18 protein-coding genes and 1 tRNA gene are annotated in these 19546 nt (G+C 34.7%); 7 read left to right on the top strand and 12 right to left on the bottom strand.

The window, feature by feature from the left end:
• Positions 1 to 163: 163 nt before the first annotated feature.
• From BM195_RS03585 to BM195_RS03560, 6 genes are read right to left on the bottom strand one after another with little or no spacing between them, the layout of a single operon-like run.
• Positions 164 to 874, bottom strand: a complete 711-nt coding sequence (locus BM195_RS03585; protein ID WP_090233739.1) for a hypothetical protein — start codon at positions 872 to 874, stop codon at positions 164 to 166.
• A gap of 16 nt (positions 875 to 890) precedes the next feature.
• A complete protein-coding gene (gene pglZ, locus BM195_RS03580; RefSeq protein WP_090233737.1) occupies positions 891 to 2843 on the bottom strand; it encodes a BREX-3 system phosphatase PglZ in 1953 nt (650 codons plus the stop codon).
• Between the two features lie 21 nt (positions 2844 to 2864).
• Positions 2865 to 5600 (bottom strand): DNA methyltransferase, encoded by a 2736-nt coding sequence (locus tag BM195_RS03575; protein WP_090233735.1) that lies wholly within the window; start codon positions 5598 to 5600, stop codon positions 2865 to 2867.
• A gap of 17 nt (positions 5601 to 5617) precedes the next feature.
• Positions 5618 to 9301, bottom strand: a complete 3684-nt coding sequence (locus tag BM195_RS03570; RefSeq protein WP_090233733.1) for a DUF6079 family protein — start codon at positions 9299 to 9301, stop codon at positions 5618 to 5620.
• A 13-nt stretch (positions 9302 to 9314) separates the two neighbouring features.
• Positions 9315 to 9773 carry a BREX-3 system P-loop-containing protein BrxF gene (brxF, locus tag BM195_RS03565; RefSeq protein WP_090233730.1) on the bottom strand — a complete coding sequence of 153 codons (459 nt, stop codon included), beginning with the start codon at positions 9771 to 9773 and terminating at the stop codon, positions 9315 to 9317.
• A gap of 25 nt (positions 9774 to 9798) precedes the next feature.
• Positions 9799 to 10065, bottom strand: a complete 267-nt coding sequence (locus BM195_RS03560; protein WP_090233727.1) for a TIGR04540 family protein — start codon at positions 10063 to 10065, stop codon at positions 9799 to 9801.
• Between the two features lie 269 nt (positions 10066 to 10334).
• On the opposite strand from BM195_RS03560, the gene BM195_RS03555 reads away from it, so the two are divergent.
• The 4 genes from BM195_RS03555 to radC all read left to right on the top strand — a co-directional run bounded on the left by BM195_RS03555 (position 10335) and on the right by radC (position 12716).
• Positions 10335 to 10538 carry a hypothetical protein gene (locus BM195_RS03555; RefSeq protein WP_090233724.1) on the top strand — a complete coding sequence of 68 codons (204 nt, stop codon included), beginning with the start codon at positions 10335 to 10337 and terminating at the stop codon, positions 10536 to 10538.
• 62 nt (positions 10539 to 10600) lie between these two features.
• A complete protein-coding gene (locus BM195_RS03550) occupies positions 10601 to 11119 on the top strand; it encodes a hypothetical protein (protein WP_139223966.1) in 519 nt (172 codons plus the stop codon).
• Between the two features lie 24 nt (positions 11120 to 11143).
• Positions 11144 to 11905: a hypothetical protein gene (locus BM195_RS03545; RefSeq protein ID WP_090233721.1), complete on the top strand. Its 762-nt coding sequence runs from the start codon at positions 11144 to 11146 to the stop codon at positions 11903 to 11905.
• A gap of 202 nt (positions 11906 to 12107) precedes the next feature.
• Positions 12108 to 12716 carry a RadC family protein gene (radC, locus tag BM195_RS03540; protein WP_244535655.1) on the top strand — a complete coding sequence of 203 codons (609 nt, stop codon included), beginning with the start codon at positions 12108 to 12110 and terminating at the stop codon, positions 12714 to 12716.
• A 745-nt stretch (positions 12717 to 13461) separates the two neighbouring features.
• Here radC and BM195_RS03535 read toward each other — a convergent pair.
• Together BM195_RS03535 and BM195_RS03530 are read right to left on the bottom strand one after the other, a co-directional pair.
• Positions 13462 to 14250 carry a hypothetical protein gene (locus tag BM195_RS03535; RefSeq protein WP_090233717.1) on the bottom strand — a complete coding sequence of 263 codons (789 nt, stop codon included), beginning with the start codon at positions 14248 to 14250 and terminating at the stop codon, positions 13462 to 13464.
• Positions 14247 to 15059, bottom strand: coding sequence for a helix-turn-helix domain-containing protein (locus BM195_RS03530; protein ID WP_090233714.1), 813 nt, complete (start codon positions 15057 to 15059; stop codon positions 14247 to 14249). Before BM195_RS03530 ends, BM195_RS03535 begins: the two co-directional genes overlap by 4 nt.
• Positions 15060 to 15152: 93 nt before the next feature.
• Here BM195_RS03530 and BM195_RS03525 point away from each other — a divergent pair, with 93 nt between their 5' ends.
• The 3 genes from BM195_RS03525 to BM195_RS03515 are packed head-to-tail and all read left to right on the top strand — an operon-like array spanning position 15153 to position 17233.
• Positions 15153 to 15833: a helix-turn-helix domain-containing protein gene (locus tag BM195_RS03525; RefSeq protein ID WP_090233711.1), complete on the top strand. Its 681-nt coding sequence runs from the start codon at positions 15153 to 15155 to the stop codon at positions 15831 to 15833.
• 6 nt (positions 15834 to 15839) lie between these two features.
• Positions 15840 to 16016: a helix-turn-helix domain-containing protein gene (locus BM195_RS03520; RefSeq protein WP_090233708.1), complete on the top strand. Its 177-nt coding sequence runs from the start codon at positions 15840 to 15842 to the stop codon at positions 16014 to 16016.
• 38 nt (positions 16017 to 16054) lie between these two features.
• On the top strand, positions 16055 to 17233 hold the full coding sequence (locus tag BM195_RS03515) for a tyrosine-type recombinase/integrase (protein ID WP_090233706.1): 1179 nt from the start codon (positions 16055 to 16057) through the stop codon (positions 17231 to 17233).
• A 38-nt stretch (positions 17234 to 17271) separates the two neighbouring features.
• Here the strand turns inward: BM195_RS03515 and BM195_RS03510 are convergent, their stop codons facing one another.
• From BM195_RS03510 to BM195_RS03495, 4 genes are all read right to left on the bottom strand, one after another.
• On the bottom strand, positions 17272 to 17661 hold the full coding sequence (locus BM195_RS03510) for a hypothetical protein (protein WP_090233703.1): 390 nt from the start codon (positions 17659 to 17661) through the stop codon (positions 17272 to 17274).
• Positions 17662 to 17729: 68 nt separating this feature from the next.
• A complete protein-coding gene (locus BM195_RS03505; protein WP_090233699.1) occupies positions 17730 to 18125 on the bottom strand; it encodes a BRcat domain-containing protein in 396 nt (131 codons plus the stop codon).
• Between the two features lie 27 nt (positions 18126 to 18152).
• On the bottom strand, positions 18153 to 19235 hold the full coding sequence (locus BM195_RS03500) for a hypothetical protein (protein WP_090233696.1): 1083 nt from the start codon (positions 19233 to 19235) through the stop codon (positions 18153 to 18155).
• A 191-nt stretch (positions 19236 to 19426) separates the two neighbouring features.
• Positions 19427 to 19499, bottom strand: a tRNA-Val gene (locus tag BM195_RS03495).
• Between the last annotated feature and the right edge of the window lie 47 nt (positions 19500 to 19546).

Raw genomic sequence — 19546 nt, 5'->3', positions numbered from 1 at the left:
TGGATTACATTAAATCATAAGGTTAGTCTTCTCTACTCTCCCATTAGGAACTACCTTATAATTGCTTCGTTTTACTCCAAATTTCTTTTGATTGATTGAAGTCTATAGTGGTTTTTAATCCTTTTAATAAATGATAATTTACCCTCATTCAAAGGAATAAGGGCTATACAACTCCAACCATAATCATATCCAATCCTTGCCTGTTAATTCGAAAGTATTCGTCGTCTAAATTTGATGAAGATATAGTGTAATCAAACGGAAAGAAAACTGAATTTGAATTTAATTCTTCTAATGTTATCGATGACCCCTCCGAAGAACGAATAATAGCTTCTGCTAACCACTTTTTAACTTCGGTAGCTTGGATAGACAAATTTTCACCAGTTATATAAATATGTCTTTTGTCCCCGGATGAAATGACCCCCCACGATTTCAGGCTCATGAGTACAGCACTTGTTGCAACCTCTACTCTTCTTCTATCACCATATAAATTTTTCATAATGCGGCTAATTTGTTGAGCAGTGACTTCATCCTGCAATTTAAATAATTTTCCCATCTCCCGAACCAAGTCTTTTACAAAGGGGTAAGCCAAAACCGTCATGCCATAATGGAGAACCAAACGTTCATCATTACGTAAATCTGGGTATAAGTGAAATGCATTTTCTTGAAGATGTTTATTATCATCGTTTACCAAGTACCAAATTTTCATCAGCATAGTAGCTGCATTCTTTCTTGATTTAACACCTCTAATATCATCGATTAGGAACTCGTCTAATTTTTCATACATCTCTTTACGTTTTGTCCTTCTAGCTTCATTCAATGTAAAATCCAATTGATGTAGTAATATTTTTTGATCAAATCCTACTGGTTTTGCCATGAGCATCCCTCACTGTTTATGGATTAACTTCTACAAATGGAACAATCACTTCATTGATATTGATAGATCCGTGACTTACTGCTTGTTCCTGTTTAGGGATAAAAGCTTTGTTCTCATTAGCTAACAATACATGCATATCTTCTGGAATACCAATGTTAGGCCATCTTAAAAGTGAAAACTCATCTGCTCTTTCATCCCGGGTTAGCTTATCCTTATAAATCCTGACTCTTTCTCCCTTAGATTGAACTAATACACCGTCAGATAACCTTCCATTCCCATAACTTTCAGTATTTCCGTGATCTGAAGTTATAAAAATGGAGTACCCAGATTCACCTAGGTCTCGAATCAAATTCAATAGGTAGTTATTTTTAAGCCAAATATCTATTTCAGCGTGCATTCCCTTGTGACCTTGAATTGCCCCATGAGTTAATTCATCAATTGTATCAACGACTAAACCTGCCACTCTTATATCGTTTCTTTTGAGTGCCTCAATTTGTTCCTTATTAAAATCACCTTGTCCTAGCGATCTTTGATAGGAAACCTTTTGTTTTGATATACTATGATTTTCCCAAAACGTTTTCCAGAGTTTTTCCTCTTTATTTGTTGTATGAATACTATCAGAAAACATCATCGGAATTTCACCGGAGAATATAGCCTGTCTTGAGATGGATGTTAATGTTGGAACCCAAGCAAAGATGCCATTCTCATTAACTTGAATATTATTATTTAACAGTGACTGTTTCACCTGACTCCATTGAATAAAGTTCATTCCATCAAGTACGATTAATGCTATTTTGTCACGTTTTAGACTTTCTAAATAATGCGGAATTCTATCAACCATGACCGGACTTGGATAGTATGGTATGTTATAAAGCGTACTATAACTTTCAAACATCCAATACTCAAATTCTCGATTTATTTGGTTTGTTAGCTCACCAAAAGTTGTGGTTGTTTCTTTATCTAACTCATTCTTAAAGGAAAAAAATAAATTACCCAGCTCTCCATATAACTTGGCAATCTCTATCCAAATTTTATATGATGTATGACCATTTAATTTTTCTCTAACTGTATTAAGTAATTTATAAATCCTATCTTTCTTGTCACCCGCTTCATCTACAATAATACCTGGATGCGTCCAATTTGGTAATGTTTCCTTCTCATAACCTTTAATCGGGTGCAATTTGTTTTCATAAAATAAATCATTTAGCAGTCTTCTTACATCCGGATGAGAAAATGAATGCTTTGTATGATAGTGTGATTGGGCATCAAATGGATCTTTGATTTGTTCACTTTCATTATGTAATTGAGAAATATACTCATCCCATTCATCTTGAAGGTATGAGTAAAAATAACTTCTTGATTGTATCAATCTTTTTACTGGCAGTGCATTCAGCATGTCAACCTGATTTAGACTATCTATAATATATTTTTCTAATTCCTCGGGTAATTGAATCTCTTGATAATGATATGAAAGCAAGAATTTAATGAAATCAGAGGTGGATTCAATAATCTCTGGGTAAATTTTATAAACCCTATTAAGTAAAAATTTAATGGTGTCAGTATCAGACGAAGAACCTTGATACTGCTGATAAACAGTATACAAGGCATCTAAGTCTGTTGTACTTAATTGTTTAATGATTGGATAGGAGAGTTTTGGAAATATGTTGGATAAACTGATTTTGTGTTTGCTTCCAAGCTTTAATAAATCATATGGTAACTTATGAAAATCTTCCAGTTCTGTTCGTACAACTAAGGCTTTTTCACGATTGTAAATGGCTTTTCGGTATTTAGACTCGAATACATACCGGAAACTAATAACATCTTCAATTTCAATCATTTCTATATTTTTACTTTGAAGCTTTGTCAGGATGGTTTCATCATTTAATAAACCATCTGGATCGGATATAACGTATAGAAACGATACCGGTTCTGCTGTTACTTTCAGAATTTCATCTCTCCAGCTTGCCATATAAACATCCTACTCTCCACATTACATTCCTAATCGTATTTGTGCATTATCAAAATACATTAATAACTTATCATCTTCCTGAATAACCTTTTCAGGCAGCCGTTCACCCACATCCACGATTTTTTGGTATTCTTTGTCGCTCCAAGCCTTCTTGAAACCTGCTCGAATAGCTTCTGTGCGGAACTGTTTTAGTTTCTTCCGACTTTTACTTACCTCTTCAACATAAGACTCAAATTCACGTAATAGTGATCTCTCACGTAATTTTTCAAGATCTGCTTGTTTGTTTGGATTAGGAACATACCAACGGTTCATGCCTAGATTTTTCATATCAGAATGATCATTTTCAAGACCTCTTACACTCTTGTAATTTTTTTTAAGATAGCTCGCAATTTGATCTGGAACAGGGCCGTCCCCTACATATTCCAAAAAGTTTTGTTCTAACAGTTGATCTAATTCAGGTAGCAGTTCATGTTTATGGATATGCTGAATTTCTTTCATAAAATTAGGATGTAAATCTTGTCTCGTTTGTGGCTTTTTCATTAATTGCTGACGAATCCATTCAATGGCACTGTTTTCATCCGAAACAAAGAGGGTTGTTTGTGTAAAATCCTTAACTAATATTCTCTTCTTGTCGTACTCTGCGACTTGATTTTCTAGGAAAACCATTCCATCTCTAATCGGAAACCTTTGAGTCACCTCTGCCTGAAAATCACCAGACGATATCGGTACTACTAAACCGTTTTGAACATGATAAGCAACCATTCTATCAAATAAAACCCTTGGGGTTCTTTCAACTATTTGATGTGCTTCTCCTTTGTCACCCATAAACACGGGAAGATTTTCAAGGTGCTGTTTAATAAAAGCCCAAGCAGTTTCGGAACTTCTATCATTACTTTCAATTTCCTGTATCATTTTTTTGGATGGCTTATATGCTGAAATTACGAGATCTTGTTTAACTGCTATAGTTGTAGTAACAGCCTTAAAACTACCCATTTTTTTATCTAAAGCTGATACATTCGCTATGACAAAACCAGCTCTTTGTAATGATTCTTGAATTGCATTCCATACACTAGCTTTAGAGTTACTAAATTCAACTGTGATCCATCTCCCTGGTTTTAAAACCCTATAATATTGTTCAAAACAGTCTTGCATTAATTCTTGATAATCAGGTAGTAATCTATTGTGAGTTTTATTTATTACCGCTTCATTCTGGTTATTAGTAATAACTTTTATCCAAGATTCCCACATAAAGCTTAATTCTGAGTACATAATATTTGCACCAAATGGCGGGTCTGTAAATATATAATCAATTGAATTATCTTTAATATTTGTGTCCGTAAGTGACGATGTCTCAATAACGGCATTTACTTCGTTCATGTAAAAGGCAGAAACGAACCTTTTCACCTTATTTTTGTATGCAATAAAGGGGTTCGCTTCAGAAATTTGCGATCCCATATATAACGTCCCACTTAAAGGGTTGTAAGGAAAAGATACACTAGGTCTATACCGGTTTAACTTTGATAAATTAATAAGATGACTTGTAAATAAAAGCATCAACGCATTCCTGTGTTTGCTGTTAAGAAATTTCTCTCTTAACATGGATAATATCATCAAGTTTCTTTTTGTATATAAATGATGAACATGAGTGTGCCCCGTTCTATCATTTCTCCTTGATTCATCTCCTAGGGGCATTCTATCATTTGGATACCAGTAATATATATTCATTTTATCTATTTTCATTAAATTATTCAGATCGAATTTATCAGGTTTTTTATTATGTTTCTTCTTATTATAAGTATAATTTATCAATACAGGTACTTGCTTTATTTGTTCAATAGTTTTATTGGTGTTTATGTCGACTTTTGTTTCCCAAGACCTTTCAAGACCTTTCTTCTTTAGTTTTGCTTGGCATGAATGGCAGCAAAACTCTTTATAAACTTTACCATTTTTATAGTCTACTGCAGCCTCAAAAAAAACAATTTCACTTGTACAGTTTGGACAAATAAATACATCACTCCACACTGTATAATTTATCTTTGCCTTCTCGTTATTGTTATGATAAGTCTCATACATCCATGTAAACTCATTTTCAACTTCACTAATTATATTATAAGCCTCTTCTTCAAAAGAAGCTGTTTCTATGGGAGTATTATAGTTATACGCAATATATGAAGCAATTGGAGATAAATCCCCTAAAACAACTTTTCTTCCACCGATTTCATTATTATCAATATACCCTAGATCTTCACTTGAGTTTCGATCTCCACACATCGCCCCTGCCACTCCTGTCATACCAGTGCCAGCAAAACCATCGTAAACAATTTCACCAGGTCTAGTATAATGAAATAAATATCTCATAATTGCCTTGTGTGGTACTTTAGTGTGGTAACTATGTGCTTTATATACTGAATCACTTTTTCCCTCACTAACATCCGCCACGAATGTTTCTCTATGGTAACTTTCTTCCCTAACAGTATTTGATTTTTCGTCTTCCCACTGTTCAATGAAATCGCTGATCCAAGGGTTAGGGCATGCTGTATAATAAGGAGGATCCGATAAGGCAAGGATATCTTCATCCTCACCCATCGGAAATCCTTCTATTTCCTTTAGTTCGGGAAGCTTTTTTCTTAATTCTTCTGTAAAATACTCTCTTCTTTCTTGATCATTTTTAAATGTCATACCAAGTACTGTCACTGGTTGCTCGTCTTCATCTTTGTTTTCGTTAATCATTGTTAGCTGCTTATTCTTATCAGTCATATAAACGGCCTCCGCAATTATTGTTTTAACATAATTCTCACACGATCAGATGAGAAATTTCCAACTTGTTCTCTTAGCATTTGTTCAAAACGATTTCTTACTTCATTTATGGTAAGTGGTGATCCATTAGCAAACGTTTCTTTTAGATCTGAAATTGAAACTTCGACTTTCTCAATACCTTGAAATAATTCCTTTATAACTTGGATGAACTTAACATCAATAGGTAACCTTAACTCGCCTTTATCTAGTAGTTCGTTAATAATTTGTTTTTCATCCTCATTCAAAAGGGAGATGCTTTTCCTCACTTCATCATCATTTAAGTTAGCTATAAGTGATTCTGTCCAATTATTTAATAACTCATCTAAATTCTCACTAAGAATTTCCAGGCTTGCTTTATTGTTAAGATTTTCATCTTTAGGCCTGAAACGGCAATGTGGACAAATTGGCTTCTGGTGCAAGTCTTCCTTAGTAAGGTTCCAACATGATTTCAACGAATTTATCTTTTGCTGCCAATCTTGTAAGATTTGAGAAGGCAATATATTAATATCTGATAACTCTTTTAATGCCTGGTGTCTTTGATCATTCAATAATTTACTTTTTTCGTTATCTTCAGTTGCATTTATTCGATGCTGATTGTGCAACTGCATATATATATCAATGTATTTATTTTTTATTTCTTCTAAAGCTTGAAACTCTTTTTGTGCATTTTCACCTTCTTTAAGAGCATGTACTAAATCCGTTATGGCATTTTCAACATCATCATGCCACTTATACTCTTGAGGTAATTGATGTTGTGCCGTTTGAAGATAAGAAATCTCCTTTCCATACTCGAAGGATTTATCCCTTAAGTTTTTGAGGTCGTCTAACAGTTTTAGTGCATTAGCTTGTTCCTTAATTTCCTCAACTGTGTATTTTAAGTTTTGGAGTTTGGCTTTAGAATTGTAAACTTGTAACCCTTCCAAAAACTCTTTAAATGTACTTAACTGTTCCCTATAATCATTAATTTCAGATTCAGATAGTATTTTTCCTTCCCAAATCGGGAATCCATCTTTCACGTCATTAGACATTTTGACAATTTCTTCAAGAACCTTACGTGACTCACTAAGCATCTGTGCGATACCCGTCTGTAGAGCATGTTCCCTTGTTAATGCTTCATCAATATCAAACAGATTAAAGATCGCCCGAATCGATGGCATTGGTAGACCGCTTGGCTTCTTAATATGACTGAAACTAGTGAAGTCATTTAACGATACCTTAACAAGTTCTTCAAAATTCATGGCATCATAAGTTTTGCCATCTATTGTGATGACAATATCTCCATTATTGACTAAGGCTGCTAATACAACTGTAAATAGCTCAGGTTCCATCTTAAATTCTTTAGTTTGCTTAATATCTTCTATTCCTTGACTTGTATAGACATCCTCAATAAACTCAGAATGATTTACGACCTGTCCTTGTGCTTTTCCTTCTAATTTCTCAATCACCCATTTTGCATATCCGGATTGACGAGGGTTCAATTTTCCTTTTTCATCCAATAGCACTAATCCATTGAGTATAGCATAACCCTGTCTATTATTAGCTCCATTCAAATTTTTCAAAGCATCTTGGACATATATTGATAAACTTTCATTAGTCATTGGTGTTTGTAATTTACCAAAGGCAGGATAATCTGGATATTTTTCATCAAAATGTTGACTTAAGCATTCCGAAGAAACATCATTTATCACTTCTTTAACCGTAGCTCCTGGTGTAATAAATATATCGTATTCTGCTACCCGATCTGTTTTACCCTTATACGTTAATTCAAAAGCTGTTGTTAAATTTTCTCTTAACCATTTAACTAGCTCTTTCAGGTAAGTGTCTGCTTTCGATTCATAAAGTTTTCTTGTACTGCTTGCTGCTGTTACAGCCATCTCTTGTGCACCGGCATAAAGTTTTAATGAACGCATGAATGCTTCATCTTTATCTACAAGCTTAAAGAACACTTCATCTGACTTGTGTTCATCTTTAAACTTTGGTGGTGCAAAAGGCTGAAGTAAATAAATATAAAAGTCTCTTGGAGGCTGTCCAGTTGATCGTTCATTCGGTGCCCCAAAGAAGATGTACCCTTGTCTTGTCACTTTTTGGTTTGGCCAAGGTAACTCATGCATCCATATCCGATAGTTTGTTTTATAAGTCGAATCTGACACTTCAGTGGCTCGCTTTAATGCTTCGAAATAATATCTGTCTAACTGATCATCGACAAGTCCCTCAGCTTTTTGCTCGATTAAATCATCCACTGCCACATCTTTTTTTATGTCTAAGAAGTATTGACCGTTCGTTTCATTTGCCGAAATATATTGGTAACTGACCGTCTTTTGGATTTCTTTTAATACAGACTCTACGGTCGTTTTTAAGAAATATGCAGCGTCATCCTCATCCAGCAAATCGATGTGTAATAATAAATTATCCTTTAATTCTTCAGGAGTTAGTCCTAATTGTGCATAGATATCATCTGTTGTAAGTCTAAACACAGCAAGAGCTTGGACGATTCGTCTAGCCATAGGCTTATATAATGGCTTAGTAAATGCATTTTCTACTTTATCCTGTAATATTTTTGTTTTGGTCATGACTTCTTTTATGTCCGGATTACTTTTTAACGAAGGATCATTTTCAATATATGGCCAATAACTATCAAACGAAATTAATCCAGGCTTACCATCCGGCACCTCATTTTCCATAACCTTTCTCATTTCATTACTCAATGTTTTGAGTATGACTCGCTTCTCAGCCACTGTAACCTTTTCAAACGTTGATAAGTAAGACGGATGAATCGGGAATAAATTAACATACTGCTCTAATTCTTCACCCAAGCGATCATATAAGTTCGTGAATTTTTGTAAATGCTCACGGATTAATGCTTTTTGTTTATCGTCCTTCTTAAGAAGTCTTTGAGAGACAACATAAGCAATATCTTCTCTAACAATACTCACCTGTTCGAACCTTTCCCTTACACGGCGTAATTGTTCGGCAACAAATTGAAATTTCGGATTATCGAACAACATCTCTTGCACGCCAGCAATAAATCTGAATTTCGTTTTACTGCAGATTTCTCCAAGTTCTCTTAAGAAACCGAGATCTAAAAACAGTTCTTGTTCTTTCCTGCCTTTCAAGTAGTCAAGTAATTCATCAACAACTAAAAGTAACCCTTGATCTGGGTAGACTTCATGGAAAGCAGCCATCATTTCCATTAAGGAATCTTTATTATTTCGAATTTCATCTACGGCTGGAAACGTATAATCTACACCTAAATCTTCCAGGCCATCTTCAATGGCACCGCAAATAATATCTCTAAAAGATGTTTGGACGCTTCCAATTTCTGTTCGGATAACCTTAAACTTTCCTTCAACTTCTTTTGCTTTATTTGCTACTTTTTCATTTTGAACTCTTTCACTAGAACCATCCAGCTCAGCAATTGTTGATATAACACTCATTAAATGAGATTTACCTGTTCCATAATTACCGACAATTAACATACTTTTATTATCGGCCGGGCGGTTAAACTGTAACTGTTCCATTACCAATTCATCTAAGATTTCAGCCATTCGTTCTGAAATAACATATGTGTCTAATAAATTAAAAGCACTTTGCTTTTCATCTGCATCTTTTAACTGTACAACGGATTCAATCGGTTCAAAATGAATTAAATCACTATATTTCATGGCTTTTCCCCCTCTACGTATAATTAATAATTATTCCTTCTGTATTTTCATGTGTAAAATAATCATAATATTCCGGCTCGCTATAAACTAATTTTCGGCCAGAATAGTGGCCTTTCCATCCAACTATCAATGTGACATTTCGACTAATATTCTCTAGTAGTAAAACAGGATTTTGTTGCAATTGTGGGTCAAACAAGATCTCAATATTGTCAATAACTAGCGTGTCAGCATTTTTATTTCGTACTATTTTCGTTAGAAACTCACTCACTTGTCTAGGTCTTTTTTTCAACGGCAAGTCTTTCAACACTTCACTTAGTTCGTAATTAACATTAACATACGGAACTTCTAGCGACTCCGAAACACATTTGATATCTTTCTTAAATTGTTCTGTCACTAGAAAAATTAACTGATGTCTTTTAAGTTGAATATTAGTTAGTTCCCGATTTATAGCTTGCATTATATCTGAACTCATCAAAACAACACCCTGGCTAATTATTTTATAAATACATAGATTGACTTGCCGTCATTTGATCCATATTCAACACCCTACTTACGACTTCCAACCTTCTCTTACCACACTGCTGACGAAGCACGGTTGTATATTTTCCATTCTTCAAAAACTTGCTTTCATTATTAATATATAGCTTCTGTATCATTTCCACCATTTTACTCTCACTTATACCATCTTCCCAATATGTATCAATAACTAAGTTAACCGATACAGCTAAATCTCTTTGCGTTTTTTGAAAAAGTTTAACTTCCACGTTGAAGTCACCTACTCTTACATTTTTTATACTTTATCTTTATTTTATATCTAGTTCTTTGGTAACACAATAGATTATAAAAAATAGCAACATTTTTTCTCCCCTCCACCATTCATTATAAGGAAAAGGGGTACCCATCCGTTTCATGCCCCACCCCTTTTATATAAACCGTTATTTATCCATCGATTTGGATAGATAACGGTTTTTTTGTGCTTTACAGAGACGACAAGCGCGGTGAGAGGAGCGCACTCATAAAAGGAAGAACAAAGATGAATAGATCATTGGAACAGATTCTCATTCGAGCCAAGGAAATGAACAAGTGGGTTCCAGTTAAGTTTTTGGTTAAGTATGACATCAAAAAAGTAGATCTTTTAGCCCTTGAAGATGAAGGTTTGATTCTTATCAAAAGAAGCAAATCTGACGGCTTGATGTTGAAGCTAACCTTAAGAGGTTACCACTATTTCAACCATTAATTGTAAGCCCTCTATTATCAAGTGGCAGTCAATTAACAACAATCACTAGGAGGAAATCAATGATGAAGAAGAATGTTCGGAAAGGTTACGACAGTCAATCCGAATTGTTAAATGGGAAAAGCATTTCGATTCCAGAGGTTAAAACAATCTACAAAGCTTTGCTTAGTCAGAATGAAGATATTGCACATGAAATAGTAGATTCAGTTGAACGTAATGACTACGTAAGACTGTCTAATTTAATAACGAAGAGAAACAAAATCCAAACGGCAATAGAAGAAATCGAGGCTTTACATGAGAATGACCTATCCAAGCAACAGTCATTTAAACAACGTATTGCTGATGGATTAAGCAGGAGTGCAGAATTTACCGGAACTAAAGGAGAAGATGCAGTGATTAAAGTTACCAACAGCATCGAAAAAGTAAATCAATCTGCACATAACATTGCATCGAAAACATTAGACGTTTCTGACAAAACCATTAAAAAAGGTAACCAGCTAAATCATAAGGCTGGGAAATACCTTGTTCAAAAAACATCCAATGGTATATCTAAACTAGCAGATGTCATTAAGGATAGACGTTAATCCATTGAAAGGGGGTGATATAAAATGACGACAGATAAACAAACGAATAATATTGTGCCATTTTCAAGTAACAGCGAAGCAAATTCTCTGTTCTTACCTAACGTCGTTGTATCATCGACTGAATCACAACAACGAATTAATGAGCTACAACAATTCGTTCAAGACGCCATGGTGAAAGGAGTTGATTACGGTTTAGTACAAGGCTTTTCAAAACCAACGTTACTAAAGCCTGGTGCAGAAAAGCTATGTGATGCATTCGGTTTCACGAAAACAGCTGAAGTCGTCAACCGCATTGAACAGTGGGAATCCGGCATATTTGCCTATGAAGTAAAGACGACACTCACACGTAAAGATAATGGAATCGTCGAGTCTGAGGGTCTGGGTTCATGCAATAGCAAGGAATCATCATTTCAACATCAAGATCCTTATACAATCGTAAACACAGTGCTGAAGATGGCGAAGAAACGTGCTTTGATTGATGCTGTTCTTTCAGCAACACGTTCAAGTGGATTGTTCACACAAGATATCGAGAGTTTTCCGCGACAATCCAACACTAAAAGGGGTGATGAATTCGTTGTGAAGCCTCAGCTGTATACGATATTTCGCATCGTCAATGACATCGATATGTCAACAGAAGTTGCAAAAGAGATCATGAAGATGACATATGGTGTTGAACGTAGCACACAGCTGACAAAGAAACAGGCATCTGATTTTATAAGGGATCTACTCCATCTAAAGGAGGCATATCAGGAGGTGAGAAAACCAAATACACAAGATGATCATTAAAAGCCCATGAGATTGCAAATGCAGTCAATGGGCTTTTTAATGCACAAAAAAGATGAGCTCATCAGCGCATGAACTCAGCTTAAGGACACTAGCATTATCGCTTAGTTACATTGTATCTCATAACAGTTATTCACTCAATTAGGAGGGGCGTATATCGTCTCTCCTTTTTTAATTCAATCAAACAATAATGGAGGAATTTATAATGAACAATTCAATTGATAAAATCACTTTTAAAAACCTATTGGCAACAACAACTCGCGAAAAGGAAGACAGTTATGTAGTGAATGAACTATTCAGCCGCTACCCATCTATCCAAGAGTTGTTGGATGTAACGGAAGAAGAACTTTTGCAAATCAAAGGTATTGGGCAAGTGAAAGCGAAACAAATTATCGCCGCACTACAACTTGCTCGTATGAATCCATGCCCGGTTGAACAACGATTTACGATTCGTTCACCTGAAGATGGATTTGAGTATTTGAAGGATCTTCAATACGCAGACAGAGAACATTTTGTAGTTCTTGGACTAAACACGAAAAATGAAGTGTTATTTCGTGAAACAGTATTTATCGGCTCATTGAATGCATCAATAGCCCATCCAAGGGAAGTGTTCAAACATTTGATACGCAGAAGTTGCGCAAGTGCTGTATGTGCACACAACCATCCTTCGGGTTCACCGCAGCCCAGTCAGGAGGATATCCACGTAACAAGACGACTAGCAGATGTGGGGAAAATGGTAGGTATTGAATTGCTCGATTCACTTATTATCGGCCATGAAAAATATACTAGCTTAAAAGAAAAAGGATATCTATAAAAATCTTATTGGGAAGACAGTGTGACAACTGGAAGCCAGTGCCATCACTGGCTTCCCATCTATTTCATCATAAGTTGGGCTAAAGATGACTAATTTCATTAAACATTTTCTCAAAACCAGGTATCAACAAACACAAAACTCCTGTCATAACAGCATTTTTTAAAATGAAAACTGATTGAGTCAATACATAATTATTCGCAAAAAAATTTTACTTTATATATATCTAAAAAAATGGAAATTGTAACAATGGATTGTATAAGATTTTTAGTGTAATGTTAATTCTGTAATATAAGCTTCAGCAACATTGCCATCATTTAACCATTCATCTAATTGATTTCTAATTTCAAATGGAAGCAAAATATAGGGAGAGTCAGTGGACATTGACTCTCCCTAAAAAATAACGTAATGGGCTAACATTTACATGTTTAATGATAATTATGCTCGGCACCTGAATCATGATAGACAACAATGCTGCTATGTCAGCATTTTAAGGTGCAGATTCATTTTACGTGTTGTCAGGAATTGGTTATAAATGCCGTTCACTTTGTAGTAATCAGCTACAAGCCAAAATTGTAACATTGGGAATGAAATTTTTATAAAAAACCTGATATCATCTCGTCGACATACACAACATGATAAAGGATTAATTATAGTGAGACACTTACGATCTATCATTCCTTGAGAATATGTATATGCATAATGACTGTATGTACCTTGCCATACGTAGCTTAAGGAGGTGTGCAGTTCACTTGGATAGTAGATTTATTATTGTCTGCTCTTCCCCTGGTTTCGCATGTCGTTTATACATACCGATACCTATGTTACTTGAATGATTAAACAAACCTAACCTACGTATTGCATTTATGTAGATCATAAACATGTTGTCGACATCTTTTGTATCATTGTGCGTGCAAAACAGCATATGGCATATATCATACTGGGTGTTTCCAGACACATTACTTGCATGTTTTTTCAAGGCCTGCTCAATGGTCTTCTGTTCTACAATTGATTGAGAAGATGGCGTCAAAACTCCTCCGATATCGTACACAACCGCTTCTTTCTTCTCAATACAAGGAAGCTTACAATTAAAACTTATACTATTCCCATTTATACAATCCTCAAGAGCTACTTTAATAATAGTATTGGGATACTTCTTATTTGCTTGTTTCAACCATACTTGTGCGTTATTTATAATCCGATCATCATAAATCACATGCTTATTTAATCCATCAAAAATTGCCTTTAATACCTTTTCTAAGTAGAATTGATCCGATGGTTGTAAAGTTATTATTTCAATTTCAACATTCAATGCATTACGAAATACATTCAATGATTTACTTCTTAATGCTGCTCTGCCCCTCTTCATAATCAGTTGCTGAAACATCATCATAGAATGATCTTGGATGATTTCGTGTGGATATTGAGGCCTCGTTTTTACTAATGGCTCATCTTTAATTTGGATAATTGCATTTCCCTTTCTTTGTGACATTATTACATTAGGTAATTGTTTTTGTTGTGATGTTTGTGTCATCATGCAATTCTTCCCCCTGTTCTATCAATTGCATTTTTCAGTTTCAAACTTGGTATACAGTTCATTCTAATAACGTCAATTAGTGTATCGCTAGGTAGTTTATTAGTTTTTACCGCATCACCAATATATTGTATTTCTTTAAAGATTGAGTTGGGATTTTGACGGTACACAGTTTTGGCTTTTGATGCAAAACCTTCCCTGATTAACCATCGAATTACACTTATTATATCCTGTGATGAACAACCAATTGTATAGCTAAATAACTCGCTTATATACATTGTATTCTTTTTCACTTGAACGACCTTAGGATCTACTCCACCAAATTCATCAATCCAATGATAAAGATATAACTGGCCAAATATCCTTATTTTTCGATCAGTCCATAATGTTTTATCTCGTAATATGGAACCCGCCATTACTTCAACTGGTAACTCAACATATCCATTAAGTGTATCTTTCATGCTAAGACGACCTCTATCTATATCTTCATTTGAGTAATATTGTTTCTTCACTGGATCATAGTCCGGAGTAACCAACACAACATATACATTACTCTGTTTCCATCTTCTTACTTTTTTTATAAAGTGTTTCTCACAAAGCCATTCAATTGCTTTCCTTGTACGATGCTCGGTTAAGTTCACTTCATTTGATATCGTTTTAATACTCATAAAACAGATACCATCTTTTTTAGCACCCACTACCCTGCACATAAGTAAATAAACTCTTAGACGGTCTTCTTTAAGCTCTGGAAAGGTGTTGCTAAATATAGATCTTTCAACAATAAATGTATGGTTTGATGTATTTATTGGCATTTTCTCATCTCCACTTCCTTCCATTAATTTTTCTTGTTTAAATACTACCAAACTGTTATAATAGTGTAAAGGAAATTTATAGGAGGTTATTTTATGGCAACAAGCATTACTTCCATTGAGTTAAATATTCTCAAGAACAGTAGTCTTGGTGAACGATTACGCTTAATCAGAAGAAAACTTATGGATGAGATAGACCCTGAAATTTACACAACAAATTCTATCTCAAAAAGAACCGGAATAGCATCCCAGACAATAACATCTATTGAAAGAGGTGAATCAAAAAAGCCCTCTTTTAATGTGATACATACTTTGGCCAAAGAGTTTAATGTATCGATACAGGTATTCACTGATGAATATTACAATACAAACAATAATTTATTTTCTATCGGCCCAACCGATGATGTTGTTGATGTTGATATGAACTTTGATGATTTTGACAGCATCGTAATTGGTGAAAAAGAATACTATACTAGCGATTTAAACAATAATGGACAAGGTTGGCAGAATAGACGCAGAATTTCAGTTATTGTTCATGAAAAAACCCCCCAAGAGAAAGGGAAATTACTATATCGATACAATAAACCAATGACAGAAATGGAACTTACTACCGCTTTAAGCCAGATTATTCAATCAGTGGAACTGAATCCTGAAAACCTATCTTCTAACGAATGGAATAAAGCATTAAAACGTTCACCTTTATCAGAAGCGCACGATACTGTTTCAACACCTTATAATGAATTGACCGATATCCAAATAACTGAACATAAGGAGTGATATTTCATGTATCAATATCCAGAAGCATTAGATGTTACTGACATTCAAGAAATTTTAGGTATTGGGAGACGCCAGGCATATGAGCTCGTGAATTCAGGTCAATTTCATGTAGTGCGTATAGGGAGAAGAATTAAAGTCTCAAAAGATGTATTCTTTCAGTGGCTAAATGGTGGAGAAGCTTAAACTTCTCTGCCATCTATTTATAAAAAGGAGGAATTTTTATGTATTCAGGATCTGTTAGAAAGGATAAAACAAGTTGGTATTATGTCATTGAAATGGGTAAGGGAATTAACGGAAAGCGTAAGCAAAAGAAGAAACGAGGGTTCAAAACTAAGAAAGAAGCACATAAAGCAATGACAGAAATGCTCCATGAATTAAACAGCGGTACATACGTTGAACCAAAGAAAATTACAATGAATGAATTTTTAAGTGAATGGTTAAAGAATAAACAATTGACCGTTGGTGAAAACACCTACTTGAAATATAGCAGAACCGTAAACAGTCATGTGATTCCTTATATCGGAGAGATTATGTTACCTGATTTATCAGCAATGCATGTACAACAGTTATATCATACTCTCAGTCAGGAAAAAGGATTGTCTAACGATAATATCAGAAATGTTCATAAGTTTCTTAGTCAGGCGCTTAAGCAAGGTGTGAAATTCGAGTATATTCCTAAGAATGTCACTGAGTTCATTGAACTTCCAAAAGTACAGAAGAAAGAAGTGGAAGTTTGGGATCTCGATGAAGTCCAACATTTTTTAGAAGTAACTAAAACCAACAGATATTATATTGTTTATCAAATTGCTATAAACACAGGCATGAGACAAAGCGAAATTTTAGGTCTCCGATGGAAAGATATTGATTTTGACCGAGGCGTTTTAAATGTACGTCAAACACTGAGTCACTTTGGAGAATTGAAGAATTCAACTAAGACAGCTGCCGGAGCCAGGACAATTGCCTTACCAGATCAATTGATGCATGAGCTGAATAAACATAAAGTTAATCAAGCCAAGGAAAAATTAAAATCCGGTACCTTTTATTCAGATCATGGATTAGTAATTGCCACACAGGAAGGCACGCCCCTACACCCTAGAAACTTATTACGCAACTTCTACGCTCAGATTAAAAAGGCCAATCTCAAAAAAATAAGCTTCCACGATTTGCGGCATACACATGCCTCATTATTATTAAAACAAGGCGCACATCCAAAAGTCGTTTCAGAGAGACTTGGACATGCTGATACCCGAATGACATTGGATACTTATAGTCATCTGCTGCCTAATATGCAAGAAGAAACAGCCGAACAATTTGGAAACATGCTTTTCGGGAATAAACCAAGTAACAATGATGAAAACACCATCAAAGAGACCAATTTACCCTACGTGATTAATTTGTGAAGCAAAAGAACCCTTCTAAAGGGTTTTTTTGCTTCTATTTATGATATAGAAATTCCGAACTGATCAGCAATTGTAAATATCGATCCGGAAGTGGAGAGTATTTCATTTAGAGCAATCAAAGACTTTTTAATTTTAGATGGCTCATTTTGTTCAATATATTCCTCTAACAAATCATAATGCATTTCTGCTACCTCTTGTTTATCGGCAGAGGGAATATTTTTGATTTCTTCTTTTAATTGTTCTAAAACCTCTCGCAACTCTGGGGTCTGCTTAATACTTGTTTGAGAAACATTATCCCCTTGGTTAAAGTTGTCTCCCATGGTTACATCTCTTAAGTCAGATATATTTCTACTTTTATCTTCCAAAAAACCATCGCCCTCCATTACAATTTGCAATTTATCGATAACAATATCAGGTGAATTTTTCATGAGAGTACGCTTTGAGTCATCACTAAGATTCTTTACCACTTTGTCATATAAAGAAGTTGGATTCCCAACTAATGAGGTTGCAGGGATAATATTTGTTTTTTTTTATTCTTATTTTCTTCTTTAATATATTCTTTATATTCTGGGTTAATATCAAATCGTGGATAAAAGTCGCTGTCTTGTAATTCAAATTCAGTTCCACATTTATTACATTCGATTTCTTTATTACTTCTTTCCTCTTGGCTTAACTCAATTATATTTCCACAAGAAAAATCAGGACACCTTAATTCCCAAACAAGAGTAAGTTCTTCAGTTTCGGTTAGACCCAATAAGAATTCTAATACTTCTTCAAGTGAGGAATCAATATATTTTGAAACAGCAGTAGGATAAAATCCTCCTACTGGGCCAGTGGCAGCCATTTCCACAAATTCTATTATCTTCTTTCTTTTTGCAAATTTCGGCGCCATAAGGAATCCCCCTTTACTAAAGCATAGTTAAATATTTAAGATAACGTTACTTCTTACATGACTAATTACATCTTCTGTTGATGGAGTAGAGAAATAAATACTTTTTGTTGTCATTCCCACCCTTATGGTATAAGATTTTTCCAAACCAGCCTCATGAAAGTTAAATCGAATGTATCCACCTTGATGTTGTAAATTTGGGTTTAAATAATCATAAAGTGGTAATCCTCGTATTTCTCTTTGACCTCCCAATCCAACTTTTCCCATTCCGGAAAGGATTAGAGCAGAGAAAGGAACCGTGATTTGATTATCGAATGCTTGATTGGCGTAATTTAGTTGCTCCTCCAATAATTCAGTATCATTAGTACTAAAAAATTCGTCTAAAGCCAATAAAACATTCCCAACAGCATTGGTCTGTTCTTCGTCAAAGTCTTCAAGAATAAATTCAGGTTTAGAAGTAGCATCTATTAGTTCACCCTCTAAATTATCTGCAATTTGACCAATTGTTTGATTAAAAGGAATTTCAACCGGTTCTAAGTTAACTCTTTGGTCAAGAAGACCTGCAACTATACTAGCAATTTCATCAGCTTTTCGGGTGTCCCCTCTTATTTCTAAAATGCTCGAATTTGAATCAAAGTAAACGGTTGAAAAGCCACTTTTAGGAGTAGTTGTTATATCAGTACCATAGGGATCTTGACGGACACCACTTTTATAGGCAAATCTAAGATAAACTTCATTTTCATTTAAACCAACAGCACCACTTAACAAAGATGGTGAAGTAGTCAATTCAGTTAGAATTGGAATATCGACAGTTTCAAAAGGGTTAGCATCACTTTTCTCAGTAACTAATTCTCTAAATTCATCACTTGTTATACTGTTATCCAACTTATACCAAGTCAAAGCAGTCTTTCCGGCAAGTAACTTTTGCTTAGATGACTCAAAAATTTCACTTTGCGAACCTCGGTGTTGTTGTATATAGTCATATATACGTGTAACTAGGTCAGCTTTATAACCCTTGTTATCCAAATTTAAATCTGTACATAATTCTTGTAATGTGGTTTTGGGAAGATTTATTACATCGTTTATTAAAGCTATATCTGCTATTGAGTTCAATACAAACACACACCTTTTTAGTGTTAATAATGTATTAATTCTACAAATTTTTGTGAATTCCTTCAAATTCAGCAAAAAATATTATGTTCTATGTAAGTACGTGACCAATATGTGACCAAAAGGAGCAATTACAATCCCAGATGTGAGAAGACAAAATAAAAGAACCCTTGTCTATCAAGGGTTCTGCGGTATGATTCCGATTGGGCTCGAACCAACGACCTCATGCCTGTCAAGCATGCGCTCTCCCAGCTGAGCTACGGAATCGCAACTTTATGTTTTTTATCGACAAATATAACTATATTAAAACTATC

Source organism: Lentibacillus halodurans, from assembly GCF_900112045.1.
GTDB classification, from domain to species: domain Bacteria; phylum Bacillota; class Bacilli; order Bacillales; family Amphibacillaceae; genus Lentibacillus; species Lentibacillus halodurans.
This window is presented reverse-complemented; position numbering and strand designations above follow the sequence as displayed.

What these genes read in the sequence shown, in the direction of transcription:
- BM195_RS03585 (WP_090233739.1), bottom strand. Translation starts at nt 874, where the DNA reads ATGGCAAAACCAGTAGGATTTGATCAAAAAATATTACTACATCAATTG.
- pglZ (WP_090233737.1), bottom strand. Translation starts at nt 2,843, where the DNA reads ATGGCAAGCTGGAGAGATGAAATTCTGAAAGTAACAGCAGAACCGGTA.
- BM195_RS03575 (WP_090233735.1), bottom strand. Translation starts at nt 5,600, where the DNA reads ATGACTGATAAGAATAAGCAGCTAACAATGATTAACGAAAACAAAGAT.
- BM195_RS03570 (WP_090233733.1), bottom strand. Translation starts at nt 9,301, where the DNA reads ATGAAATATAGTGATTTAATTCATTTTGAACCGATTGAATCCGTTGTA.
- brxF (WP_090233730.1), bottom strand. Translation starts at nt 9,773, where the DNA reads ATGAGTTCAGATATAATGCAAGCTATAAATCGGGAACTAACTAATATT.
- BM195_RS03555 (WP_090233724.1), top strand. Translation starts at nt 10,335, where the DNA reads ATGAATAGATCATTGGAACAGATTCTCATTCGAGCCAAGGAAATGAAC.
- BM195_RS03550 (WP_139223966.1), top strand. Translation starts at nt 10,601, where the DNA reads ATGAAGAAGAATGTTCGGAAAGGTTACGACAGTCAATCCGAATTGTTA.
- BM195_RS03545 (WP_090233721.1), top strand. Translation starts at nt 11,144, where the DNA reads ATGACGACAGATAAACAAACGAATAATATTGTGCCATTTTCAAGTAAC.
- radC (WP_244535655.1), top strand. Translation starts at nt 12,108, where the DNA reads ATGAACAATTCAATTGATAAAATCACTTTTAAAAACCTATTGGCAACA.
- BM195_RS03535 (WP_090233717.1), bottom strand. Translation starts at nt 14,250, where the DNA reads ATGATGACACAAACATCACAACAAAAACAATTACCTAATGTAATAATG.
- BM195_RS03530 (WP_090233714.1), bottom strand. Translation starts at nt 15,059, where the DNA reads ATGCCAATAAATACATCAAACCATACATTTATTGTTGAAAGATCTATA.
- BM195_RS03525 (WP_090233711.1), top strand. Translation starts at nt 15,153, where the DNA reads ATGGCAACAAGCATTACTTCCATTGAGTTAAATATTCTCAAGAACAGT.
- BM195_RS03520 (WP_090233708.1), top strand. Translation starts at nt 15,840, where the DNA reads ATGTATCAATATCCAGAAGCATTAGATGTTACTGACATTCAAGAAATT.
- BM195_RS03515 (WP_090233706.1), top strand. Translation starts at nt 16,055, where the DNA reads ATGTATTCAGGATCTGTTAGAAAGGATAAAACAAGTTGGTATTATGTC.
- BM195_RS03510 (WP_090233703.1), bottom strand. Translation starts at nt 17,661, where the DNA reads ATGAAAAATTCACCTGATATTGTTATCGATAAATTGCAAATTGTAATG.
- BM195_RS03505 (WP_090233699.1), bottom strand. Translation starts at nt 18,125, where the DNA reads ATGGCGCCGAAATTTGCAAAAAGAAAGAAGATAATAGAATTTGTGGAA.